Origin of the sequence: Kitasatospora sp. NPDC090308, assembly GCF_044769485.1 — a bacterium.
GTDB classification, from domain to species: domain Bacteria; phylum Actinomycetota; class Actinomycetes; order Streptomycetales; family Streptomycetaceae; genus Kitasatospora; species Kitasatospora fiedleri.
On sequence record NZ_JBIVXY010000005.1, the window covers coordinates 434,939 to 451,911 of the forward strand.

At 74.1% G+C, this 16,973-nt stretch carries 15 protein-coding genes; 2 read left to right on the plus strand and 13 right to left on the minus strand.

Translation table 11 applies throughout. The features are described 5' to 3' along the window. Positions 1-9: 9 nt before the first annotated feature. The 8 genes from ACIQVD_RS15180 to ACIQVD_RS15215 all read right to left on the minus strand — a co-directional run bounded on the left by ACIQVD_RS15180 (position 10) and on the right by ACIQVD_RS15215 (position 8,896). Positions 10-504, minus strand: a complete 495-nt coding sequence (locus ACIQVD_RS15180; RefSeq protein ID WP_402289531.1) for a GNAT family N-acetyltransferase — start codon at positions 502-504, stop codon at positions 10-12. A gap of 23 nt (positions 505-527) precedes the next feature. Further along, positions 528-1,349 (minus strand): ABC transporter ATP-binding protein, encoded by an 822-nt coding sequence (locus tag ACIQVD_RS15185; protein ID WP_400689503.1) that lies wholly within the window; start codon positions 1,347-1,349, stop codon positions 528-530. 89 nt (positions 1,350-1,438) lie between these two features. Further along, a complete protein-coding gene (mltG, locus tag ACIQVD_RS15190; RefSeq protein WP_402289311.1) occupies positions 1,439-3,382 on the minus strand; it encodes an endolytic transglycosylase MltG in 1,944 nt (647 codons plus the stop codon). A 116-nt stretch (positions 3,383-3,498) separates the two neighbouring features. Beyond that, complete coding sequence (gene mltG, locus ACIQVD_RS15195; protein ID WP_402289314.1) at positions 3,499-4,686, minus strand: endolytic transglycosylase MltG; 1,188 nt, start codon at positions 4,684-4,686, stop codon at positions 3,499-3,501. 130 nt (positions 4,687-4,816) lie between these two features. Continuing rightward, positions 4,817-5,290: a Holliday junction resolvase RuvX gene (gene ruvX / locus ACIQVD_RS15200; protein WP_100838352.1), complete on the minus strand. Its 474-nt coding sequence runs from the start codon at positions 5,288-5,290 to the stop codon at positions 4,817-4,819. A 14-nt stretch (positions 5,291-5,304) separates the two neighbouring features. Next, entirely contained in the window at positions 5,305-7,971 is a 2,667-nt protein-coding gene (alaS, locus tag ACIQVD_RS15205; RefSeq protein ID WP_402289318.1) for an alanine--tRNA ligase, read from the minus strand. Beyond that, positions 7,971-8,411, minus strand: a complete 441-nt coding sequence (locus tag ACIQVD_RS15210) for a DUF6167 family protein (protein ID WP_400689516.1) — start codon at positions 8,409-8,411, stop codon at positions 7,971-7,973. Before ACIQVD_RS15210 ends, alaS begins: the two co-directional genes overlap by 1 nt. A 5-nt stretch (positions 8,412-8,416) precedes the next feature. Continuing rightward, positions 8,417-8,896 carry a DUF948 domain-containing protein gene (locus ACIQVD_RS15215; protein WP_100835270.1) on the minus strand — a complete coding sequence of 160 codons (480 nt, stop codon included), beginning with the start codon at positions 8,894-8,896 and terminating at the stop codon, positions 8,417-8,419. Positions 8,897-9,120: 224 nt separating this feature from the next. Here ACIQVD_RS15215 and ACIQVD_RS15220 point away from each other — a divergent pair, with 224 nt between their 5' ends. Beyond that, positions 9,121-11,292, plus strand: a complete 2,172-nt coding sequence (locus ACIQVD_RS15220; protein WP_402289322.1) for an ATP-binding protein — start codon at positions 9,121-9,123, stop codon at positions 11,290-11,292. Here the strand turns inward: ACIQVD_RS15220 and rpsD are convergent. From rpsD to ppk2, 4 genes are all read right to left on the minus strand, one after another. Continuing rightward, complete coding sequence (rpsD, locus tag ACIQVD_RS15225) at positions 11,280-11,894, minus strand: 30S ribosomal protein S4 (protein ID WP_033211599.1); 615 nt, start codon at positions 11,892-11,894, stop codon at positions 11,280-11,282. The genes ACIQVD_RS15220 and rpsD overlap by 13 nt on opposite strands. Positions 11,895-12,199: 305 nt before the next feature. Then, positions 12,200-13,549 (minus strand): replication-associated recombination protein A, encoded by a 1,350-nt coding sequence (locus tag ACIQVD_RS15230; RefSeq protein ID WP_400689519.1) that lies wholly within the window; start codon positions 13,547-13,549, stop codon positions 12,200-12,202. A gap of 56 nt (positions 13,550-13,605) precedes the next feature. After that, entirely contained in the window at positions 13,606-14,226 is a 621-nt protein-coding gene (locus ACIQVD_RS15235; RefSeq protein WP_400689522.1) for an L-threonylcarbamoyladenylate synthase, read from the minus strand. A 9-nt stretch (positions 14,227-14,235) separates the two neighbouring features. After that, positions 14,236-15,033 (minus strand): polyphosphate kinase 2, encoded by a 798-nt coding sequence (gene ppk2, locus ACIQVD_RS15240; protein ID WP_400689791.1) that lies wholly within the window; start codon positions 15,031-15,033, stop codon positions 14,236-14,238. A 363-nt stretch (positions 15,034-15,396) separates the two neighbouring features. On the opposite strand from ppk2, the gene ACIQVD_RS15245 reads away from it, so the two are divergent. Beyond that, positions 15,397-16,362: a LysR family transcriptional regulator gene (locus ACIQVD_RS15245; protein WP_402289327.1), complete on the plus strand. Its 966-nt coding sequence runs from the start codon at positions 15,397-15,399 to the stop codon at positions 16,360-16,362. Here the strand turns inward: ACIQVD_RS15245 and ACIQVD_RS15250 are convergent. Further along, positions 16,335-16,841, minus strand: a complete 507-nt coding sequence (locus ACIQVD_RS15250; protein WP_400689528.1) for a GNAT family N-acetyltransferase — start codon at positions 16,839-16,841, stop codon at positions 16,335-16,337. The two genes, ACIQVD_RS15245 and ACIQVD_RS15250, sit on opposite strands and share 28 nt — an antisense overlap. Positions 16,842-16,973: the final 132 nt, after the last annotated feature.

The window sequence follows — 16,973 nt, forward strand, 5'->3', positions numbered from 1 at the left end:
AGCGGCCTTTCAGGGAGTGGTGCTGGTGGTACGGGCGGTACGGGTGGTGCGGGCAGTGCGGGCGGGGTCGGCGGCGGGGCGGTGCAGGAAGACGTCGACCGGGTCCTCGGACTCCAGCACGAAGCCGTGCCGCTCGTACAGCCGCCGGGCGGGGCTGCCCCGCAGCACGTTCAGCCGGACGGCCAGGCCGGCGGCGTCGGCCCGCTCCAGCGCGTCGCGCAGCACGGCGGTGCCCAGGCCGCGGCCGTGCAGCGCCGGGTCGAGGTAGAAGTGCTCCAGCAGCAGGGTGCCGGGCCGCTCGTCGGGGGCGAGCGCCAGGCACCCGGCGGGCGACGGGAAGCCGGGCACCTCGACCACCGAGGTGTGCCGCGGCCGGTACGCGTCGCGCAGCCGCTGCCGGACCCTGTGCCCGTCGTAGCGGCCCAGCCGTTCCAGGTCGGGGCGCATCGCCCCGGCCCGCAGCTCGGCCAGCGGCTCCAGGTCGGCGGCGGTGGCGGGGCGCAGCGTCCAGGCGGGCGGGGCGGTGGTCACTCGGTGCCCCGGCGGGTGCGGGCGGACCAGCGGCCCTCGCTGCGGGTGATCCGGATCGGGTGCCGGAAGCACTCGGAGACCAGCCCGGTGGTCAGCACCTCGGTGGCGGGGCCGGCCGCGGTGGTCAGGCCGTCGCGCAGCAGCAGGGCGTGGCTGGTGGTCCCGGGCAGTTCCTCCAGGTGGTGGGTGACCAGCACGGAGGCCAGCTCGGGGTAGCGGGAGCGCAGCTCGTCCAGGCTCTCCAGGAGCTGTTCGCGGGCGGTCAGGTCGAGGCCGGTGGCGGGCTCGTCGAGCAGCAACAGCCGGGGCTCGGGCATCAGCGCGCGGGCGATCAGGACCCGGCCGCGCTCACCCTGGGAGAGCGTGGTCCAGGGGCTCTCGGCGCGGTGCGCGACGCCCAGGGTCCGGATCAACTCCTCGGCGTGGTCGAGCTGTTCGGCGGTGGGCTGGTGCCACAGGTCCGGCTCGATGGTCTGCGTGGTGCCGGTCAGCACGACCTGCCGCACCGTCAGCGGGGAGCGCAGCGGGTGCCGCGGGTTGACGTGCCCGAGGTGCGCGCGCAGCTCCCGGACGTCGACCCTGCCGAGCTGCCTGCCCAGTACCTTCACGGTGCCCGCGGTGGGGTGCTCGACCGCGCCCAGCAGCGACAGCAGGGTGCTCTTGCCGGCCCCGTTCGCCCCGAGCACCGCCCAGTGCTCCCCGGCCCGGACGGTCAGCGACACGTCCCGCAACAGGTACTGCCCGCCCCGGACCACGTCGACGGCGGCGGCCTCCAGCAGGGCCGGTTCGGGCAGGTGCGGTGTCTGCGGTGTCTCCATCCGCCTCACGCTACCCGCACCACCCGGCCGTCCCGCAAAGCCATATCGCCCACCGGACGGCCCGTCGTGCTCAGGTCAGGACGCGCAGGTCAGGACGTGCAGGCGACGTGCTTGGAGTCGTACTTCATGCCCTTGGCCAGACACCACTCCTGGGTGTTCTTGGCGTGCTCCGCGCCGGTCGCCGCGAACTTGGTCTCCTGCGGCGAGACGGCCAGCCAGAACACCCAGTCGCCCGGCGTCGGGTTGAGCACGGCGTCGAGCGCCTCCTGCCCCGGGTTGCTGATCGGGGTCGGCGGCAGGCCCGGGTTGATGTACGAGTTGTACTTGTTCGACCCGTCGTTGATCTCCTGCTCGGTGAGCTTGGTGCGGCCCAGCGAGTACTGCAGGGTGGTGTCCACGCCCAGCTTGTGCTGGGTGACGTTGGTGGTCAGGCGGTTGGAGATGGCGCGGGCCATCTTGCCGAAGTCCTCCGAGTTGTTGCCCTCGGCCTGCAGGATGCTGGCCTCGGTCACCACCTCGTACGCGTTCTTCAGCCCGATCTTCTGCGCCGCCTCGTCCAGCTTGAGGTCGCCGTACTTCTGGACGGCGTTGGCCACCATCTGCTTCAGCAGCTCCTCGGGCTTCATGCCGTCGGCGACCGAGTAGCGGGTCGGCCAGAGGAAGCCCTCCGGGTTGTTGTTGGCGTAGCCGGGCAGGCCCAGGCTGCCGGCCTGGTCCTTGGCGACGTTCGCCGTGGTGCCCGGGGCGAGCTTCAGCTTGCCGTCGATCTTGGTGTAGATGTCGGCGGCCTTCAGCCCCTCGGGGATGATCAGCGCGTTGCCGCCGTTGGACTCCACCAGCTCCTTGAGCGCCGCGGCGGCGGACATCTGGTGCCTGAGGGTGTAGACGCCCGGCTGGATGCCGCGCCCCTTGGGGTCCTTCTCGTACGCGGCGCTGAACGCCTTGATGCTCTTCACCACGCCGGCGTCCAGCAGGGTCTTGCCGATCGCCTCGCCGGCCGCGCCCTCCTTGACGGTGATGTTCACCGAGCCGGAGCCGTCGCCCTTGAAGTCCGGCGGCGGGCCGAAGTGGTCCTGGTAGAAGCCGTAGCCCCACCAGCCCGCGCCGCCCACGCCGCCGAGCAGCACCAGGGCGACCACCAGGCACGCGCCGCGGTTGCGGCGGCCCGACTTCTTGCCCTTCTCCTTGCGCTTGCGCTCGGCCTCGCGGGAGTCGTCCTGCCCGGAGAAGAACGAGGCGTCCTCGTCCTCCTCGTCCAGGTACCCGTCCTCGGCCCAGTCCCCGTGCTCCTCGTCGGTCCGCTCGTCGGGCGCGGCGGTGCTCCGGCGGCCGGCCGACGGGTCGTCGAGGGCCGCGGCCTCCGCCTCCCAGTCGATGCCGTCCGGCCCGGGGCCGCCGGCCGCCTCCGCCGACCGGGGCTGCGCCGCCCGCGCGGCGGGGCCCTGCTGCGGCTGCGACTGCTGCTGCACCTGCCGGCCGACCGGGAAACCGTGCGGCGGGGTGCCCTGCTGCGGCATCCCCGGCTGCGGCGGCAGGCCCGTCCGCTGGCCGAACTGCTGCTGCGGCTGCACGCCCTGCTGCTGTACGCCCTGCTGCGGCATGCCCGGCTGCTGCGGGTGGCCGGCCCCCATCGGCATCTGCTGCTGCGGGTAGCCCTGCTGCGCCATGCCCGGCTGCATCCCGGGCTGTTGCTGCTGCTGCACGAACTGCTGCTGCCCGCCGTAGGAGCCGCCCTGCTGCTGCGGGTACCCCTGGGGCACGCCCTGCTGCTGCACGAACTGCTGCTGGCCCCCGTAGGAGCCGCCCTGCTGCTGCGGGTAGCCCTGCTGCGGGTACCCCTGCTGCATCCCGGGCTGTTGCTGCTGCACGAACTGCTGCTGCTCGCCGTAGGACCCGTCCGGCTGCTGCGGGTAGCCCTGGGGGTACTGCTGGAGGTAGTCCGGCTGCCCGTACGGGCCCTGGGGCTGTGGCTGTTCGCCGGGGTACCACGGCTGGTCGCCCTGGGAGCCGTAGCGCCCGCTCTGATCAGTCATCGATCCCCTTACAGCGTCCAGGGTGTCCGTCGAACCCGCGTGCTGTCCGCGCAGCCCGTGGTCGGAGACGCTACCGTACCGCAGCGTAGCCAAGGACGGTCACTGCCTGCTGTCGTTCACGGGGAGGGGCTCCCGGCGGCCGGGGGCGAGGCGTGCTGGGCGCGGTAGGCGTTGAACTCGTCGACGTTCTTGCGCTGCTGCTCCTCGCTGTCGGTGAACCTGGTGTCCCCGGGTCGGACGGTCACGAAGTACAGCCAGTCACCGTCGGCGGGGTGCAGGGCGGCCCGCAGCGCGTCCCGGCCGGGGTTGCCGATGGGGGTGGGCGGCAGGCCGGGGTGGGCGTAGGTGTTGAAGGGCGAGTCGAGCCGGGTGTCGTCCTGGGTGGTGGTGAGGGTGGAGCGGCCGAGTGCGTAGTTGATGGTGGAGTCGAGCTGGAGCGGCATCTTCTTGGCCAGCCGGTTGTAGACGACGCGGGCGACCCGGGCCATGTCCTCGGGGTTGTCGGCCTCGGCCTGGGCGAGGCTGGCGACGGCCAGCAGCCCGTACGGGGAGACGCCGTTGGCGCTGGCCGCGTCGGCGACCGCGGGACCGTCGAGGTTGCCGTCGGCCTCCTTGACCATGTCTTGAAGGAGGGTGAGCGGGGTGCTGTCCCCGGTCACGGCGTAGGTGGCCGGGTAGAGGTAGCCCTCCAGGTGGCCGGCGGCGTCGGCGGGGAGGCCGAGTTCGGCGGCGTGCTGCTCGGCGGCGGCCGCGGTGGTGCCCGGTTCCAGGCCGAGCCGGGTGTCGATCGCGGCGAAGACCTGGGTGGAGCGCCAGCCCTCGGGGATGGTCAGGGCGTTGGCGTTGGACGGGTCGAGCAGCACGTTGAGTGCCGAGACCGCCGACATCTTCTCCTTGAGTGTGTAGGTCCCGGGGTGGATGTTGTCGCCGGCCGGGCTCTTGGCCGCGGCCTCGGTGAAGGCCCGGGTGGAGGCGACCACGTGCTTGGCGGTCAGGGTCTTGCCGATCTGGGTGATGCTGGCGCCCTGCGCGACCGAGACCTGGACCTGCCCGGTGCCGCCGCCGGGGTAGTCGGGGGCGGGCTGCTCGCCCTCGGGCCAGAGCACGAACAGCGCGAGCGCGGCGGCCATCGCCACGCCGAGCAGCCCGGCGACGCTCAGGCAGCACGCGGCGCGGGTGCGCAGCTGGTCCGGGTCGGGCGGTTCGACGCCGTACGGCAGGCCGGGCGGGGCGCCCTCGGGCTCCAGCACGGGGGCGCCGAGGTGGCCGGGGGTGAGTCCGGGCGCGGTGTACGGGTCGGTCACGGCGGGCCTTCCGGCGGCGGGCGGCGTCCTGGCGCCGCGGCCGGGCGGCCTCCGCCCCCGCGCGACGCCAGGGGCCCGTGCGGACGCGCGTCCGCACGGGCCCCTCGACCGGGAAGCTAACCCGTACCGGTCAGACCACCGGCTCGACACTCTCGCCGGGCGCGCGCCCGCTCACCCGTTCGGTCTCAAGGGCCGACTGCAGGATCACCACGGCGGCGGCCTGGTCGATCACCGAGCGGCCCTTCTTGGCCGACCGCCCGGAGGCGCGCAGCCCGGCGGCGGCGGTGACGGTGGTCATCCGCTCGTCCACCAGCCGCACCCCGACCGGGTACAGCAGGCCGGCCAGCCGGCCCGCGTACTCGCGGACCTTGGCGGCGGCCGGGCCCTCCTTGCCGTTCAGCGAGCGCGGCAGGCCGACCACCACCTCGATGGCCTCGTACTCCTCCGCGATCGCCCGCAGGCGGGCCTGCGAGCGGCCCCCGGCGGGGACGGTCTCCACCGGGGTGGCGATCAGCCCGTCGGGGTCGCAGACCGCGACCCCGATCCGGGCGTCGCCCACGTCGACGGCGATCCGCCGGCCGCGCCGGAAGACCTTCTCCTCCACGGGGTGTTCCTCGCTCACGCGCGCTCGGCCACCAGCGCCCGCACGGCCGCGACGGCGTCCGCGACGGCGGCCGGGTTCGTGCCGCCGCCCTGCGCCACGTCGTCCTTGCCGCCACCGCCGCCGCCGAGGGTCTTGGCCGCGGCCCGGACCAGCTCGCCGGCCTTGATGCCGCGCGCCCGGGCGTCCTCGTTGGTGGCGATCACGGTCAGCGGGCGGTCGCCCGCGACGGTGAACGCGGCGACCACGGCCGGGCGGTTGCCGAGCCGGGCCCGGACGTCCAGCACCAGCTTGCGCAGCTCGTCCGCGCCGGTGCCGTCACCGACCCGGGCGGCGACCAGGGCCACGCCCCGGACGTCCTCGGCGCCCTCGGCGAGGCCCGCGGCGGCCTGCAGGACCTTCTCCGCGCGGAACTTCTCGATCTCCTTCTCGGCGTCCTTGAGCTTGGTGAGCATCCCGGAGATCTTCTCCGGCAGCTCCTCCGGGCGGCCCTTGACCAGCTCGGTCAGCTGGGAGACCACGGTGTGCTCGCGGGCCAGGAACCGGTACGCGTCGACGCCGACCAGCGCCTCCACCCGGCGCACGCCGGAGCCGATCGAGGACTCGCCGAGCAGCTTCACCAGGCCCAGCTGGGCGGTGTTGCCGACGTGGGTACCGCCGCACAGCTCCTTGGAGAAGTCGCCGATGGTGACCACCCGGACCGAGTCGCCGTACTTCTCGCCGAACATCGCGATGGCGCCCTGCTTGCGGGCCTGGTCCATCGTCATCACCTCGGCGGTGACGTCGAGTTCGCGGACCAGCACCTCGTTGATCTTCTGCTCGACGTCGGTCAGCACCGAGCCGGGGACGGCGGCCGGCGAGCCGAAGTCGAACCGGAAGCGGCCCGGCGCGTTCTCCGAACCGGCCTGGGCGGCGGTCGGGCCGAGCGCGTCGCGCAGCGCCTGGTGGGTCAGGTGGGTGGCCGAGTGGGCGCGCGAGACGGCCCGGCGGCGGTCGGTGTCGATGGTGGCGTACGCGGACGCGCCGAGCACCACCTCGCCGAACAGCACCCCGCCGGAGTGCACGATCACGCCGGGCACCGGCTGCTGCACGTCCCGGACCTCGACCACCGCGCCGGAGTCGAGCCGGATGCGGCCGTGGTCGGCGAGCTGGCCGCCGCCCTCGGCGTAGAACGGGGTGCGGTCGAGGATCAGCTCGACCTCGTCGCCCTCGGTGGCGGCCGGCGACGGGACGCCGTCCACCAGCAGGCCGACCACGGTGGCCTCGCCCTCGGTGTGGCTGTAGCCGGTGAAGACGGACGCGCCCGCCTTGTCGGCGACCTCGCGGTACGCGGCGACGTCGGCGTGGCCCATCTTCTTGGCCTTGGCGTCGGCCTTGGCGCGGTCGCGCTGCTCCTGCATCAGGCGACGGAAGCCGGCCTCGTCGACCTGGAGGCCCTGCTCCTCGGCCATCTCCAGGGTGAGGTCGATCGGGAAGCCGTAGGTGTCGTGCAGCTTGAACGCCTGCTCGCCGGAGAGCACCGCGCCGCCGGACTGCCTGGTCTCGGTGACCGCGGCGTCCAGCAGGCTGGTGCCGGAGCGCAGGGTCTGCAGGAAGGCGTTCTCCTCGGCCACGACGACCGTCTCGATCCGCTTGCGGTCGCTCTCCAGCTCCGGGTACTGCGGGGCCATCGCCTTGATCGAGACGTCGATCAGCTCCTTGGCGACCGGCTCGGTGGCGCCCAGCAGCCGCATGTTGCGGATCGCCCGGCGCAGGATGCGGCGCAGCACGTAGCCGCGGCCCTCGTTGCCGGGGGTGACGCCGTCGCCGACCAGCATCAGCGCGGTGCGGAAGTGGTCGGTGACCACGCGCAGCGAGACGTCCGACTTGTGGTCGGCGCCGTAGGCGTGGCCGGTGAGCTCGGCGGCGCGGTCGAGGATCATCCGGCTGGTGTCGATCTCGAACAGGTTGTCGACGCCCTGCAGGACGGCGGCGAGGCGCTCCAGGCCGAGGCCGGTGTCGATGTTCTTGCTCGGCAGGTCGCCGAGGATCTCGAAGCCGTCCTTGCCGTCGCCGTGGCCGCGCTCGTACTGCATGAAGACCAGGTTCCAGATCTCCAGGTAGCGCTCGCCGTTGACCGCCGGGCCGCCCTCCTCGCCGTACGCGGGGCCGCGGTCGTAGTTGATCTCCGAGCACGGGCCGCACGGGCCGGGGACGCCCATCGACCAGAAGTTGTCCTTCATGCCCAGGCGCTGGATCCGCTCGGCCGGGACGCCGACGACGTCCCGCCAGATCTGCTCGGCCTCGTCGTCGTCCCGGTAGACGGTGATCCAGAGCTTCTCCGGGTCCAGGCCGTAGCCGCCGTCCGCCACCGAGCTGGTCAGCAGCTCCCAGGCGAACGTGATCGCGCCTTCCTTGAAGTAGTCGCCGAACGAGAAGTTGCCGCACATCTGGAAGAACGAGCCGTGCCGGGTTGTCTTCCCGACCTCCTCGATGTCCAGCGTGCGGACGCACTTCTGCACGCTGGTGGCGCGCGAGAACTGCGGCTTGACCTCGCCCAGGAAGTACGGCTTGAAGGGCACCATGCCGGCGTTGACCAGCAGCAGGGTGGGGTCGTCGGCGACCAGCGAGGCCGACGGTACGACGGTGTGGCCGCGCTCCTCGAAGAAGCGCAGCCAGCGGCGGCGGATCTCTGCCGACTCCATCAGTGGGGGTCCTTCCGATCGGTCGTGCGGCCCGGCAGCTCGCGCTGGCGGGGCTTGGCAACGAGGGTCTGGGGGGTGGTGCGGCGCGGTGCGCGCGACGACGGGGGCAGGGCGGCGGCCGGGGAGCCCGGGGCCGCCGAGATAGCTCGGGCCCCGTCGTCGGCGGCGGCCGACCCGCCCAGCGCCCGGCGGCGGGGCGGCTCGACGACCGCCGTGCCGTCCAGGCCGAGGTCCGCGCGCAGCTCGCGCTCGCGCTCGTCCATGCCGGCCCGGACGTCCCGGGCGAAGCGCTTGGCCGCGTCGCCGAGGTGGAGCGCGCCGCGGGCGGCGGTGCCGGACAGCGAGTCCGGGGTGAGGCGGTGCACCGCCTCGTTGGCCTTGTTCATGGCCCAGACGGTGGCGCCCGCGCCGACCGCCATCCAGAAGATCCTGCGCACCATCGCCGTCAGCCCCTCACGGCCCGGCGGACCCGGGCCAGCAGCCCGCCGCGCGGCGCCGTCGCGGCCCGCACCTCGGCCCGGATCAGCCGGGCCAACTCCTCGCGCTCACCCGCCTGCTGCGGCACCGCGCCGGGCCCGGCCTGCTGCCGGGAGACGGCCTTGCGGACGCCGTAGCTGAACGCGGCCACCTTCACCAGCGGCCCGCCCAGCGTGGCGGCCACGGTGGACGACAGCGCCTTGGCGTCGGCCGCCGCGTCCTGCACGTTGGCGGTGATCTCGTCCACCCGCTCCAGCTGCTCCTGCGCGCTGTGCACGGCGCTGCTCGCGTCCCGCAGCAGCGGCACGGCCTGCTCGGTGACGGCGGAGACCAACCCGGTGGCCTCCCGCAGCACCTTGGACAGCCGCACCAACACCACGGCGAGCAGGGTGACCAGGACCGCCCAGAAGACGGCCACCAGCAGCCCGGCCAGCTCTCCCACGGACACCTTCGCGCGCTCCCTCGGCAGTGATTCCCCACGTGTGCAACTCGTACCGAACCCTACCGTGACAGCGGCTCGTTCCCCGACCGGTATATCCGCCGGCGGGCCCGCCCCGGCCCGGCCGGACCGGCGGATCCGGCGCGTAACCTACCGTCAGGTCACCTCGTTGGGGGTTTGGCTCGCGGAACGCGGGTCGGCGGGTTCCGGGTTTCCTAGCGGCGGGGGCGTCCATGGCGAGCACGGCGGCGGGCCGGCTGCCGGCCGAGGTCACCAGCTTCGTCGGCCGGGCCGCCGAACTCGACGAGCTGTCCGCCCTGCTGGCCCGGGCCCGGCTGGTCACGGTGACCGGCCCGGGCGGCGTCGGCAAGTCCCGCCTCGCGCTGCGCGCCGCCGCCCGGCTGGCCGACGGCTTCCCGGACGGCGCGCACCTCGCCGAGCTCGCCCCCGTGCAGGACCCGCTGCTGCTCGGCCACGCCGTGCTGGAGGCGCTGCACCTGACCGACCACACCGCCCGCCCGCCGCTGGACGTGCTGGTCGAGCAACTCGCCGACCGCCGGGCCCTGCTGGTGCTGGACGGCTGCGAGCACCTGGTCGACGCCTGCGCCGAGCTGGCGGACGCCCTGCTGCGCGCCGCGCCCGGCCTGCGGGTGCTCGCCACCTCCCGGCAGTCGCTGCGCACCGCGGGCGAGCACCTGCTGCCGCTGGCCCCGCTGGCGTACGAGGCGGCGGCCGACGGCGGGGCCGGCGGCGGGCCGGACCCGGAGGCGATGCTGCTGTTCGCCGACCGCGCGGCGGCCGTCCGGCCGGGCTTCCGGCTGGAGGCCGGCAACCGGGCCGGGGTGGCCCTGCTCTGCCGTCGGCTGGACGGCATCCCGCTGGCCCTGGAGCTGGCCGCCGGGCGGCTGCGCGCGCTCTCCGTCGAGCAGTTGGCGGCCCGGCTGGACGACCGCTTCCGGGTGCTCACCGGCGGCGCCCGGACGGCCCCGCCCCGGCACCGCACGCTGCGCACCGCGATCGGCTGGAGCCACGAACTCTGCACCATGCAGGAACGTTTACTCTGGGCCCGCCTCTCGGTCTTCGCCGCCGGCTTCGACCTGGACGCCGTCGAGTACGTCTGCGCCGGGCGCGGCCTGGAGCCGGACGACGTGCTCGGGCTGGTCGACTCGCTGGTCGACAAGTCCGTCCTGGAGCGCCTCGACGGCGACGGCGCCGTCCGCTTCCGGATGCTCGACACCCTGCGCGAGTACGGCGCGCACTGGCTGCGGGCCGGCGGCGACGGCCCCCGGCTGCGCCGCCGCCACCGCGACTGGTACCTCGGCGTCGCCACCTGGGGCGAGGTCGAGTGGTTCGGCCCCCGGCAGGCCGAGACCGCCGACCGCACCCGGCTCGCCCACCCCAACCTGCGCGCCGCGCTGGAGTTCTCGCTCGCCGAACCCGGCGAGGAGCAGCTCGCCCTCGTGCTGGCCGGCACGCTCTGGTACTTCTGGGTCGGCACCGGCCACCTCGGCGAGGGCCGGCACTGGCTCGACCGGGCCCTCGCGCTGGCCCCCGAACCCACCGACGCCCGGGCCAAGGCGCTCTGGGTCACCGGCTACCTCGCCACCCTCCAGGGCGACCTGGACCGGGCCCGCCCCGCCCTGGAGGAGTGCCGCCGCCAGGCCCAGGACACCGGCGACGACCGGGCGCTGGCCTACGCCGTCCACCGGCAGGGCTGCGCCGCCCTGATCGGCGACGACCCGGCCCGCGCCGCCGAGCTGTTCGAGGAGGCGCTGTGGCACTACGACACCCTCGGCGAGCTCAACTCCAACGTCCTGATGGCCAGGTTCGAACTCGCCCTCGCCCGGCTGTTCCAGGGCGACGAGGAGGGCGGCCGGGCCGGGATCGAACGGCTCCGGGAGACCTGCGAGGAGCACGGCGAGCAGTGGGCGTACGGCTACTGCCTGTACGCGATGGCCTTCGCCCGGCGGCAGGCCGGCGACCTGCGGACGGCCCGGACCCTGGCCCGCGAGTCGATGCGGCTCAACCACCTGTTCCGCGACCTGCTGGGCATCGTGCTGGCGATGGACCTGCTGGCCCTGCTGGCCACCGAGGGCGCGGACGCCGACCTGCGCGAGGCCCGGGTCCTGCAGGGCGCCGCGCACCGGCTCTGGCGGGCCGTCGGCACCCCGTTCTTCGGCTCCCGCTCCTTCAACGGCCCGCACCTGGAGTGCGAGCGGCGCGCCCGGGCCGGCCTCGGCGGCGAGGAGTACGCGGCGGCCTTCCGGCTCGGCTCCCGGCTCGACCTGGACGCCGCCGTCCGCCGCGCCCTCGACCCGCCCGCGGCGGACGGCCCCGGGGAACGGGAAACGCCCCCGCGGTCCGAGGACCGGGGGGGCGTTCCGCTCGCGGGTCAGCGCGAGTAGTACTCGACGACGAGCTGCTCGTCGCAGACGACCGGAACCTCGCGGCGCTGCGGCGCGCGGTCCAGGCGGAAGGCCAGGGCCTTCAGGTTGACCTCGAGGTACTTCGGGGTCTGGCCCTCGCCGGCGTTGCCGCCCTCACGAGCCACCTGGAAGGGGACCTTCTCCTTGGACTTCTCCTTCACCGTGACGACGTAGCCCGGCTTCATCTGGAACGACGGCTTGTTGACCTTCGAGCCGTTGACCTCGATGTGACCGTGCACGACCATCTGGCGGGCCTGGTAGATGGTGCGGGCGATGCCCGAACGCAGGACCAGGGAGTCGAGGCGGACCTCCAGCAGGGCGACGAGCGCCTCACCGGTCTTGCCCTCGACCTTCTTGGCGGCCTCGAAGGCACGCGCCATCTGCTTCTCGCTGAGGTCGTACTGCGCGCGCAGACGCTGCTTCTCGGTCAGACGGACCTTGTAGTCAGAGTTCTGCTTGCGGCCGCGGCCGTGCTGGCCGGGCGGGTACGGGCGGGCCTCGAAGTACTTGACGGACTTCGGGGTCAGCGGAACGCCGAGAGCACGGGCGATCTTGACCTTGGGGCGCTTCTGGTTCGCCATGTTTCCTTTTCCTGTTCAGATACGGCTGTCACCAGGTGTTGACGGAGGACGCTTCTCGCGGCCCGGAGAAAAACCGCCCGTTGCCGGACGGTCAGCCGCTCTCCGCGACCGGGCACTATGTGCTTGCACACGGGGCACCCACGACCGGGAAGGGTGGTGGGAGGCCCGCGACACCGAAGGCCGGTGCACGCCGCTCCTGGGGGAACTCCCTCGCGGGAGGCCCCGGTTCGGTGCCCCGCTGGTGCGGCCGGTCGCTCCTCGCGGAACCCCGGGCCCGGGACACACCCCCCTACTATACGGGACGGTCACTCCCCCTTGAGCCGGGCCCTGGTCCACTCCGCGATGTCCGCGTACCGGGCCTCGCCGCCCCGCCTGGTCGGCCGGTAGTACTCCTTGCCGTGCACCTCGTCCGGCGCGTACTGCTGCGCGGCGATGCCCTCCGGCAGGTCGTGCGGGTACTGGTACCCCTTGCCGTGCCCGAGCTTCTTCGCCCCGCCGTAGTGCGCGTCCCGCAGGTGCGCGGGCACCGCGCCGGCCAGGCCCTGCCGGACGTCGGCCAGGGCGGCGTCGATGGCCAGGTACGCGGCGTTCGACTTGGGCGCCAGGGCCAGCGCGATCGCCGCCTGGGAGAGGATGATCCGGGCCTCCGGGAAGCCGATCAGCGCGACCGCCTGGGCGGCGGCCACCGCGGTGGACAGCGCGGTCGGGTCGGCCAGGCCGACGTCCTCGCTGGCGGAGATCATCAGGCGGCGGGCGATGAAGCGCGGGTCCTCCCCGGCCTCGATCATCCGGGCCAGGTAGTGCAGGGTGGCGTCCACGTCGCTGCCGCGGATCGACTTGATCAGCGCGCTCGCCACGTCGTAGTGCTGGTCGCCGTCCCGGTCGTAGCGCACCGCGGCCTGGTTGACCGCCGTCTCGGTCGCCGCCAGGGTCAGCAGCTTCCCGCCCTGCTCCAGCACCGCCCCGGCCGCCGCCTCCAGCGTGGTCAGCGCCCGCCGGGCGTCGCCCCCGGCCAGCCGCACCAGGTGGTCCTCGGCCTCCGCGCTCAGCTCCACGCTGCCGCCCAGGCCCCGCTCGTCGGTGGTGGCGCGGCGCAGCAGGGTACGGACGTCCTCGTCGGTGAGGGACTCCAGGGTGAGCAGCAGGCTCCGCGACAGCAGCGGGGAGATGACCGAGAAGTACGGGTTCTCGGTGGTCGCGGCGATCAGGGTGACCCAGCGGTTCTCCACGGCGGGCAGCAGCGAGTCCTGCTGGGCCTTGGAGAAGCGGTGGATCTCGTCCAGGAACAGCACCGTCTCCCGGCCGCTCATCCCGACCGCCCGCCGGGCGCCCTCGATCACCGCCCGGACCTCCTTGACGCCGTGCGTGATCGCCGAGAGCTCGACGAACCGGCCCTCCACCGCCTGGCTGATCACGTGCGCCAGCGTGGTCTTGCCGGTGCCGGGCGGCCCCCACAGGATCACCGAGCTGGTGGCCGCCGGGCCGCGCGACCCGGCGACCAGCCGGCGCAGCGGCGAGCCCTCCTTGAGCAGCTGCCGCTGCCCGGCCACCTCGTCCAGCGTCCGCGGCCGCATCCGCACCGCGAGCGGGGCGCGCCCCGGCTCGGCGCTCTGGCGTTCCTCGGCGGCATGGGTGAAAAGGTCGGGCTCGTCCACGCCCCGAGCCTATGCGACCGCTCCGACAGCCCGCCCCGGCCGGGGCCCGGCTCCGGCTACTCGAAGCGCTCCGGGTCCCCCGCCCCGTGGCGGACGATCTCCGGCACCCCGTCGGAGAAGTCGACGACCGTCGTCGGCACCGTCCCGCAGTCGCCGGAGTCGACCACCGCGTCCAGCACGTGGTCGAGGCGCTCCTTGATCTCCCAGCCCTGCGTCATCGGCTCCTCCTCGCCGGGCAGCAGCAGGGTGCTGGAGACCATGGGTTCGCCGAGTTCGGCCAGCAGCGCCTGGGTGACGGCGTGGTCGGGGATGCGGACGCCGACGGTCTTCTTCTTCGGGTGCAGCAGCCGGCGCGGCACCTCCTTGGTGGCGGGGAGGATGAAGGTGTAGCTGCCGGGCGTCGCCGCCTTGACGGCGCGGAAGACGTTGTTGTCGAGCTGGGCGAACTTGCCCAGCTGGGCGAAGTCCTGGCACATCAGGGTGAAGTGGTGGCGGTCGTCGAGCCGCCGGATGGTGCGGATCCGGTCCAGGGCTTCCCGGTTGTCGAGGCGACAGCCGAGGGCGAAACAGGAGTCGGTGGGGTACGCGATGAGGGCGCCGTCCCGGAGGCTCGCCACCACGGTGCCGATGGTGCGCGGCTGGGGCGTCTCGGGGTGCACGTCGAAGTACTTCGCCATTGCTCGACCCTACTTCCCGGCCTGCGCCAGCACCGTCGCGGCGTGGTCGAAGACGTACTTCTGGAGGTCCCGCGGCGGGCGCTGGTAGCCGCGCGTCCCGGGGCGGGGCGGCAGGGCGACGGCGGGCTTGACCACCTCGTGGTACGGGACGGTGGACAGCAGGTGGGCGATCATGTTGATCCGGGCGCGGCGCTTGTCGTCGCTCTCGACCACGTTCCAGGGTGACTCGGGGATGTCGGTGTAGACGAACATCTCGTCCTTGGCCCGCGAGTAGTCCTCCCACCGGGTGATGGACTCGACGTCCATCGGGGAGAGCTTCCACTGCCGCATCGGGTCGTGGAGCCGGTCGCGGAAGCGGCGCTCCTGCTCGACGTCGCTGACCGAGAACCAGTACTTGCGCAGCAGGATGCCGGCCTCGACCAGCATCCGCTCGAAGGTGGGGCACTGGTGCAGGAACTGCCAGTACTCCTCGTCGGTGCAGAAGCCCATCACCTTCTCGACGCCCGCCCGGTTGTACCAGGAGCGGTCGAACAGCACCATCTCGCCGGCCGCCGGGAGCTGTTCGACGTAGCGCTGGAAGTACCACTGGCCGCGCTGGCGCTCGGTGGGGGCGGGCAGGGCGACCACCCGGGCGATCCGGGGGTTGAGGTACTCGGTGACGCGCTTGATCGCGCCGCCCTTGCCGGCCGCGTCCCGGCCCTCGAAGACGACCACCATCCGGACGCCCTCGGTGCGCACCCACTCCTGGAGCATGACCAGTTCGCGCTGGAGGCGGAGCAGTTCGTCCTCGTAGAGCTTCCTGGGCATCCGCTCGGCCCGGCCGGGCTTCTTGCCCGCCTTGCCCGCGCCGCCCGCCTTGCCCGCGCCGCCCGCCTTGCCCGCGCCGCCCGCCTTGCCTGTGCTGCTGCCCGCCCTGCCCGCCTTGCCCGCCTTGCCTGTGCTGGGTGCCGCCACGGGTGTGCCCTCCGCTCACCGGGTCGCCGACGCTGACGATCCCTCAGGCTAAGGGCCGCCGGGCGCCGCCGCAGTTCGGGCGGCCCGCGGGCACCCCTCCCCGGCGGGCACCGGCGGTCCCCCGTGCCGCCGGTGCCGTGCGCGCCGGGGAAGGCCGGACCACTCTGCGGCACCCCCGGGGCCCGGGTCCAATGCCTTGGTCCATAACCTGGGGGCATGGATGTGGACACCCGGATGCTGCGCTACCTGACCGTGGTCGCCGAGGAGGGCCAGCTGACCGCGGCCGCGGCCCGGCTGGGGGTGAGCCAGCCGACGCTGACCAGGCAGGTCAGGGCGCTGGAGCGGCAGCTCGGGGTGGAGCTGTTCCGGCGCTCGCGGACCGGGGTGGCGCCGACCGCGGCGGGCGCGGAGCTGGTGGCGCGGGCCGCGGCGCTGCTGGCGGGCTGGGAGGGGGCGCTGCGGGCGACCAGGCTGGCGGCGGCGGAGGCCGGCGGGGAGCTGCGGGTGGGCTTCGAGGGGTCGACGATCAACCTGCTGGGCCGGGCGGTGGTGAAGGACTTCACCCGCCGGATGCCGGGCTGGCGGGTGCGGCTGCGGCAGAACGACTGGTTCGACGAGTCCTCCGGCCTGGCCTCGGGCGAGCTGGACCTGGCGCTGTGGCACGCCCCGGCGTCGATGGCCGAGCGGTACGCGCACGCGCCGCTGGGCACCGAGGAGCGCTGGGCGGTGCTGGCGGCCGACCACCGGCTGGCGGCCCGGACCGCGCTGGACGCGGCGGAGCTGTGGGACGAGCCGTTCGTGGCGATCCCGGAGCAGGCCGGGGTGTGGCGGGAGTACTGGCTGGGCGCGCCGGAGCGCGGCGGGCGGCCGGTGCGGATCGGGGCGGTGGCGCACAACGCGGACGAGTGGATGGCCGCGGTGGCCTGCGGGCAGGGGGTGGGGTTCGCGCCGCGCGCGGTGGGCCGCTGGGCGAGCCGCCCGGACGTGCGCTGCCTGCCGGTGCGCGGGCTGGGGCCGAGCCTGGTGGGGCTGTTCCGGGCGCCGGGGCGGGCGGAGACGCCGGCCATGGCGGCGTTCGCGGAGTCCTGCCGGCTGCACCTGGAGGTGCAGTTCCGGGCGACCGGTGGCGGCCGGTCGGCCCCGGCGGCGGGTGCTCAGACCTCGACGAACGGCGCGGGGTAGCGGCACACCCCGTGCGGGACGCCGTCGGCGCCGGGCAGCGGCAGGGCCTGGAAGTGCCCGTCGGGGACGTCGAAGGGCCCGGTGATGCGGTGCCCGGAGGCGGGCGCGAAGCCGAACCGGCCGTAGTAGCCCGGGTCGCCGAGCACCACCACGACCCGCTCGCCGGCCTCGGCGGCGGCGGCCAGCGCGGCCCGCACCACGGCGGTGCCGACGCCCTTGCGCTGCCACTCGGGGGCGACCGCGACGGGCGCGAGGGCCAGGCCCCGGCCGTTGCCGATCCGCAGCCGGGTGAGCAGGGCGTGGCCGATGACGACCTCGCGCTCGTCCACCGCGACCAGGGACAGGGCGGGCAGCCAGGCGGCGTCGCGGCGCAGCGCGTCCACCAGGTCCGCCTCTTCGGGGCCTGGGAAGGCCGCCATGTGCACCCGCCGGGTCTCGGCGGTGTCGGTGGGGAGTTCAACTCTGGTGCGTACGGTCATCCTTGATCCCTCGTGCGCCCTGCACCCCGTTGTGCAGCGGTCCGGCCCCGGGCGGTGGCAGCCTACTCCTGGTGGGCGCGCACCGGCCGGGGCCGGGACGAATCGTGATCTCCGTGATGCCCCGTCAGAACT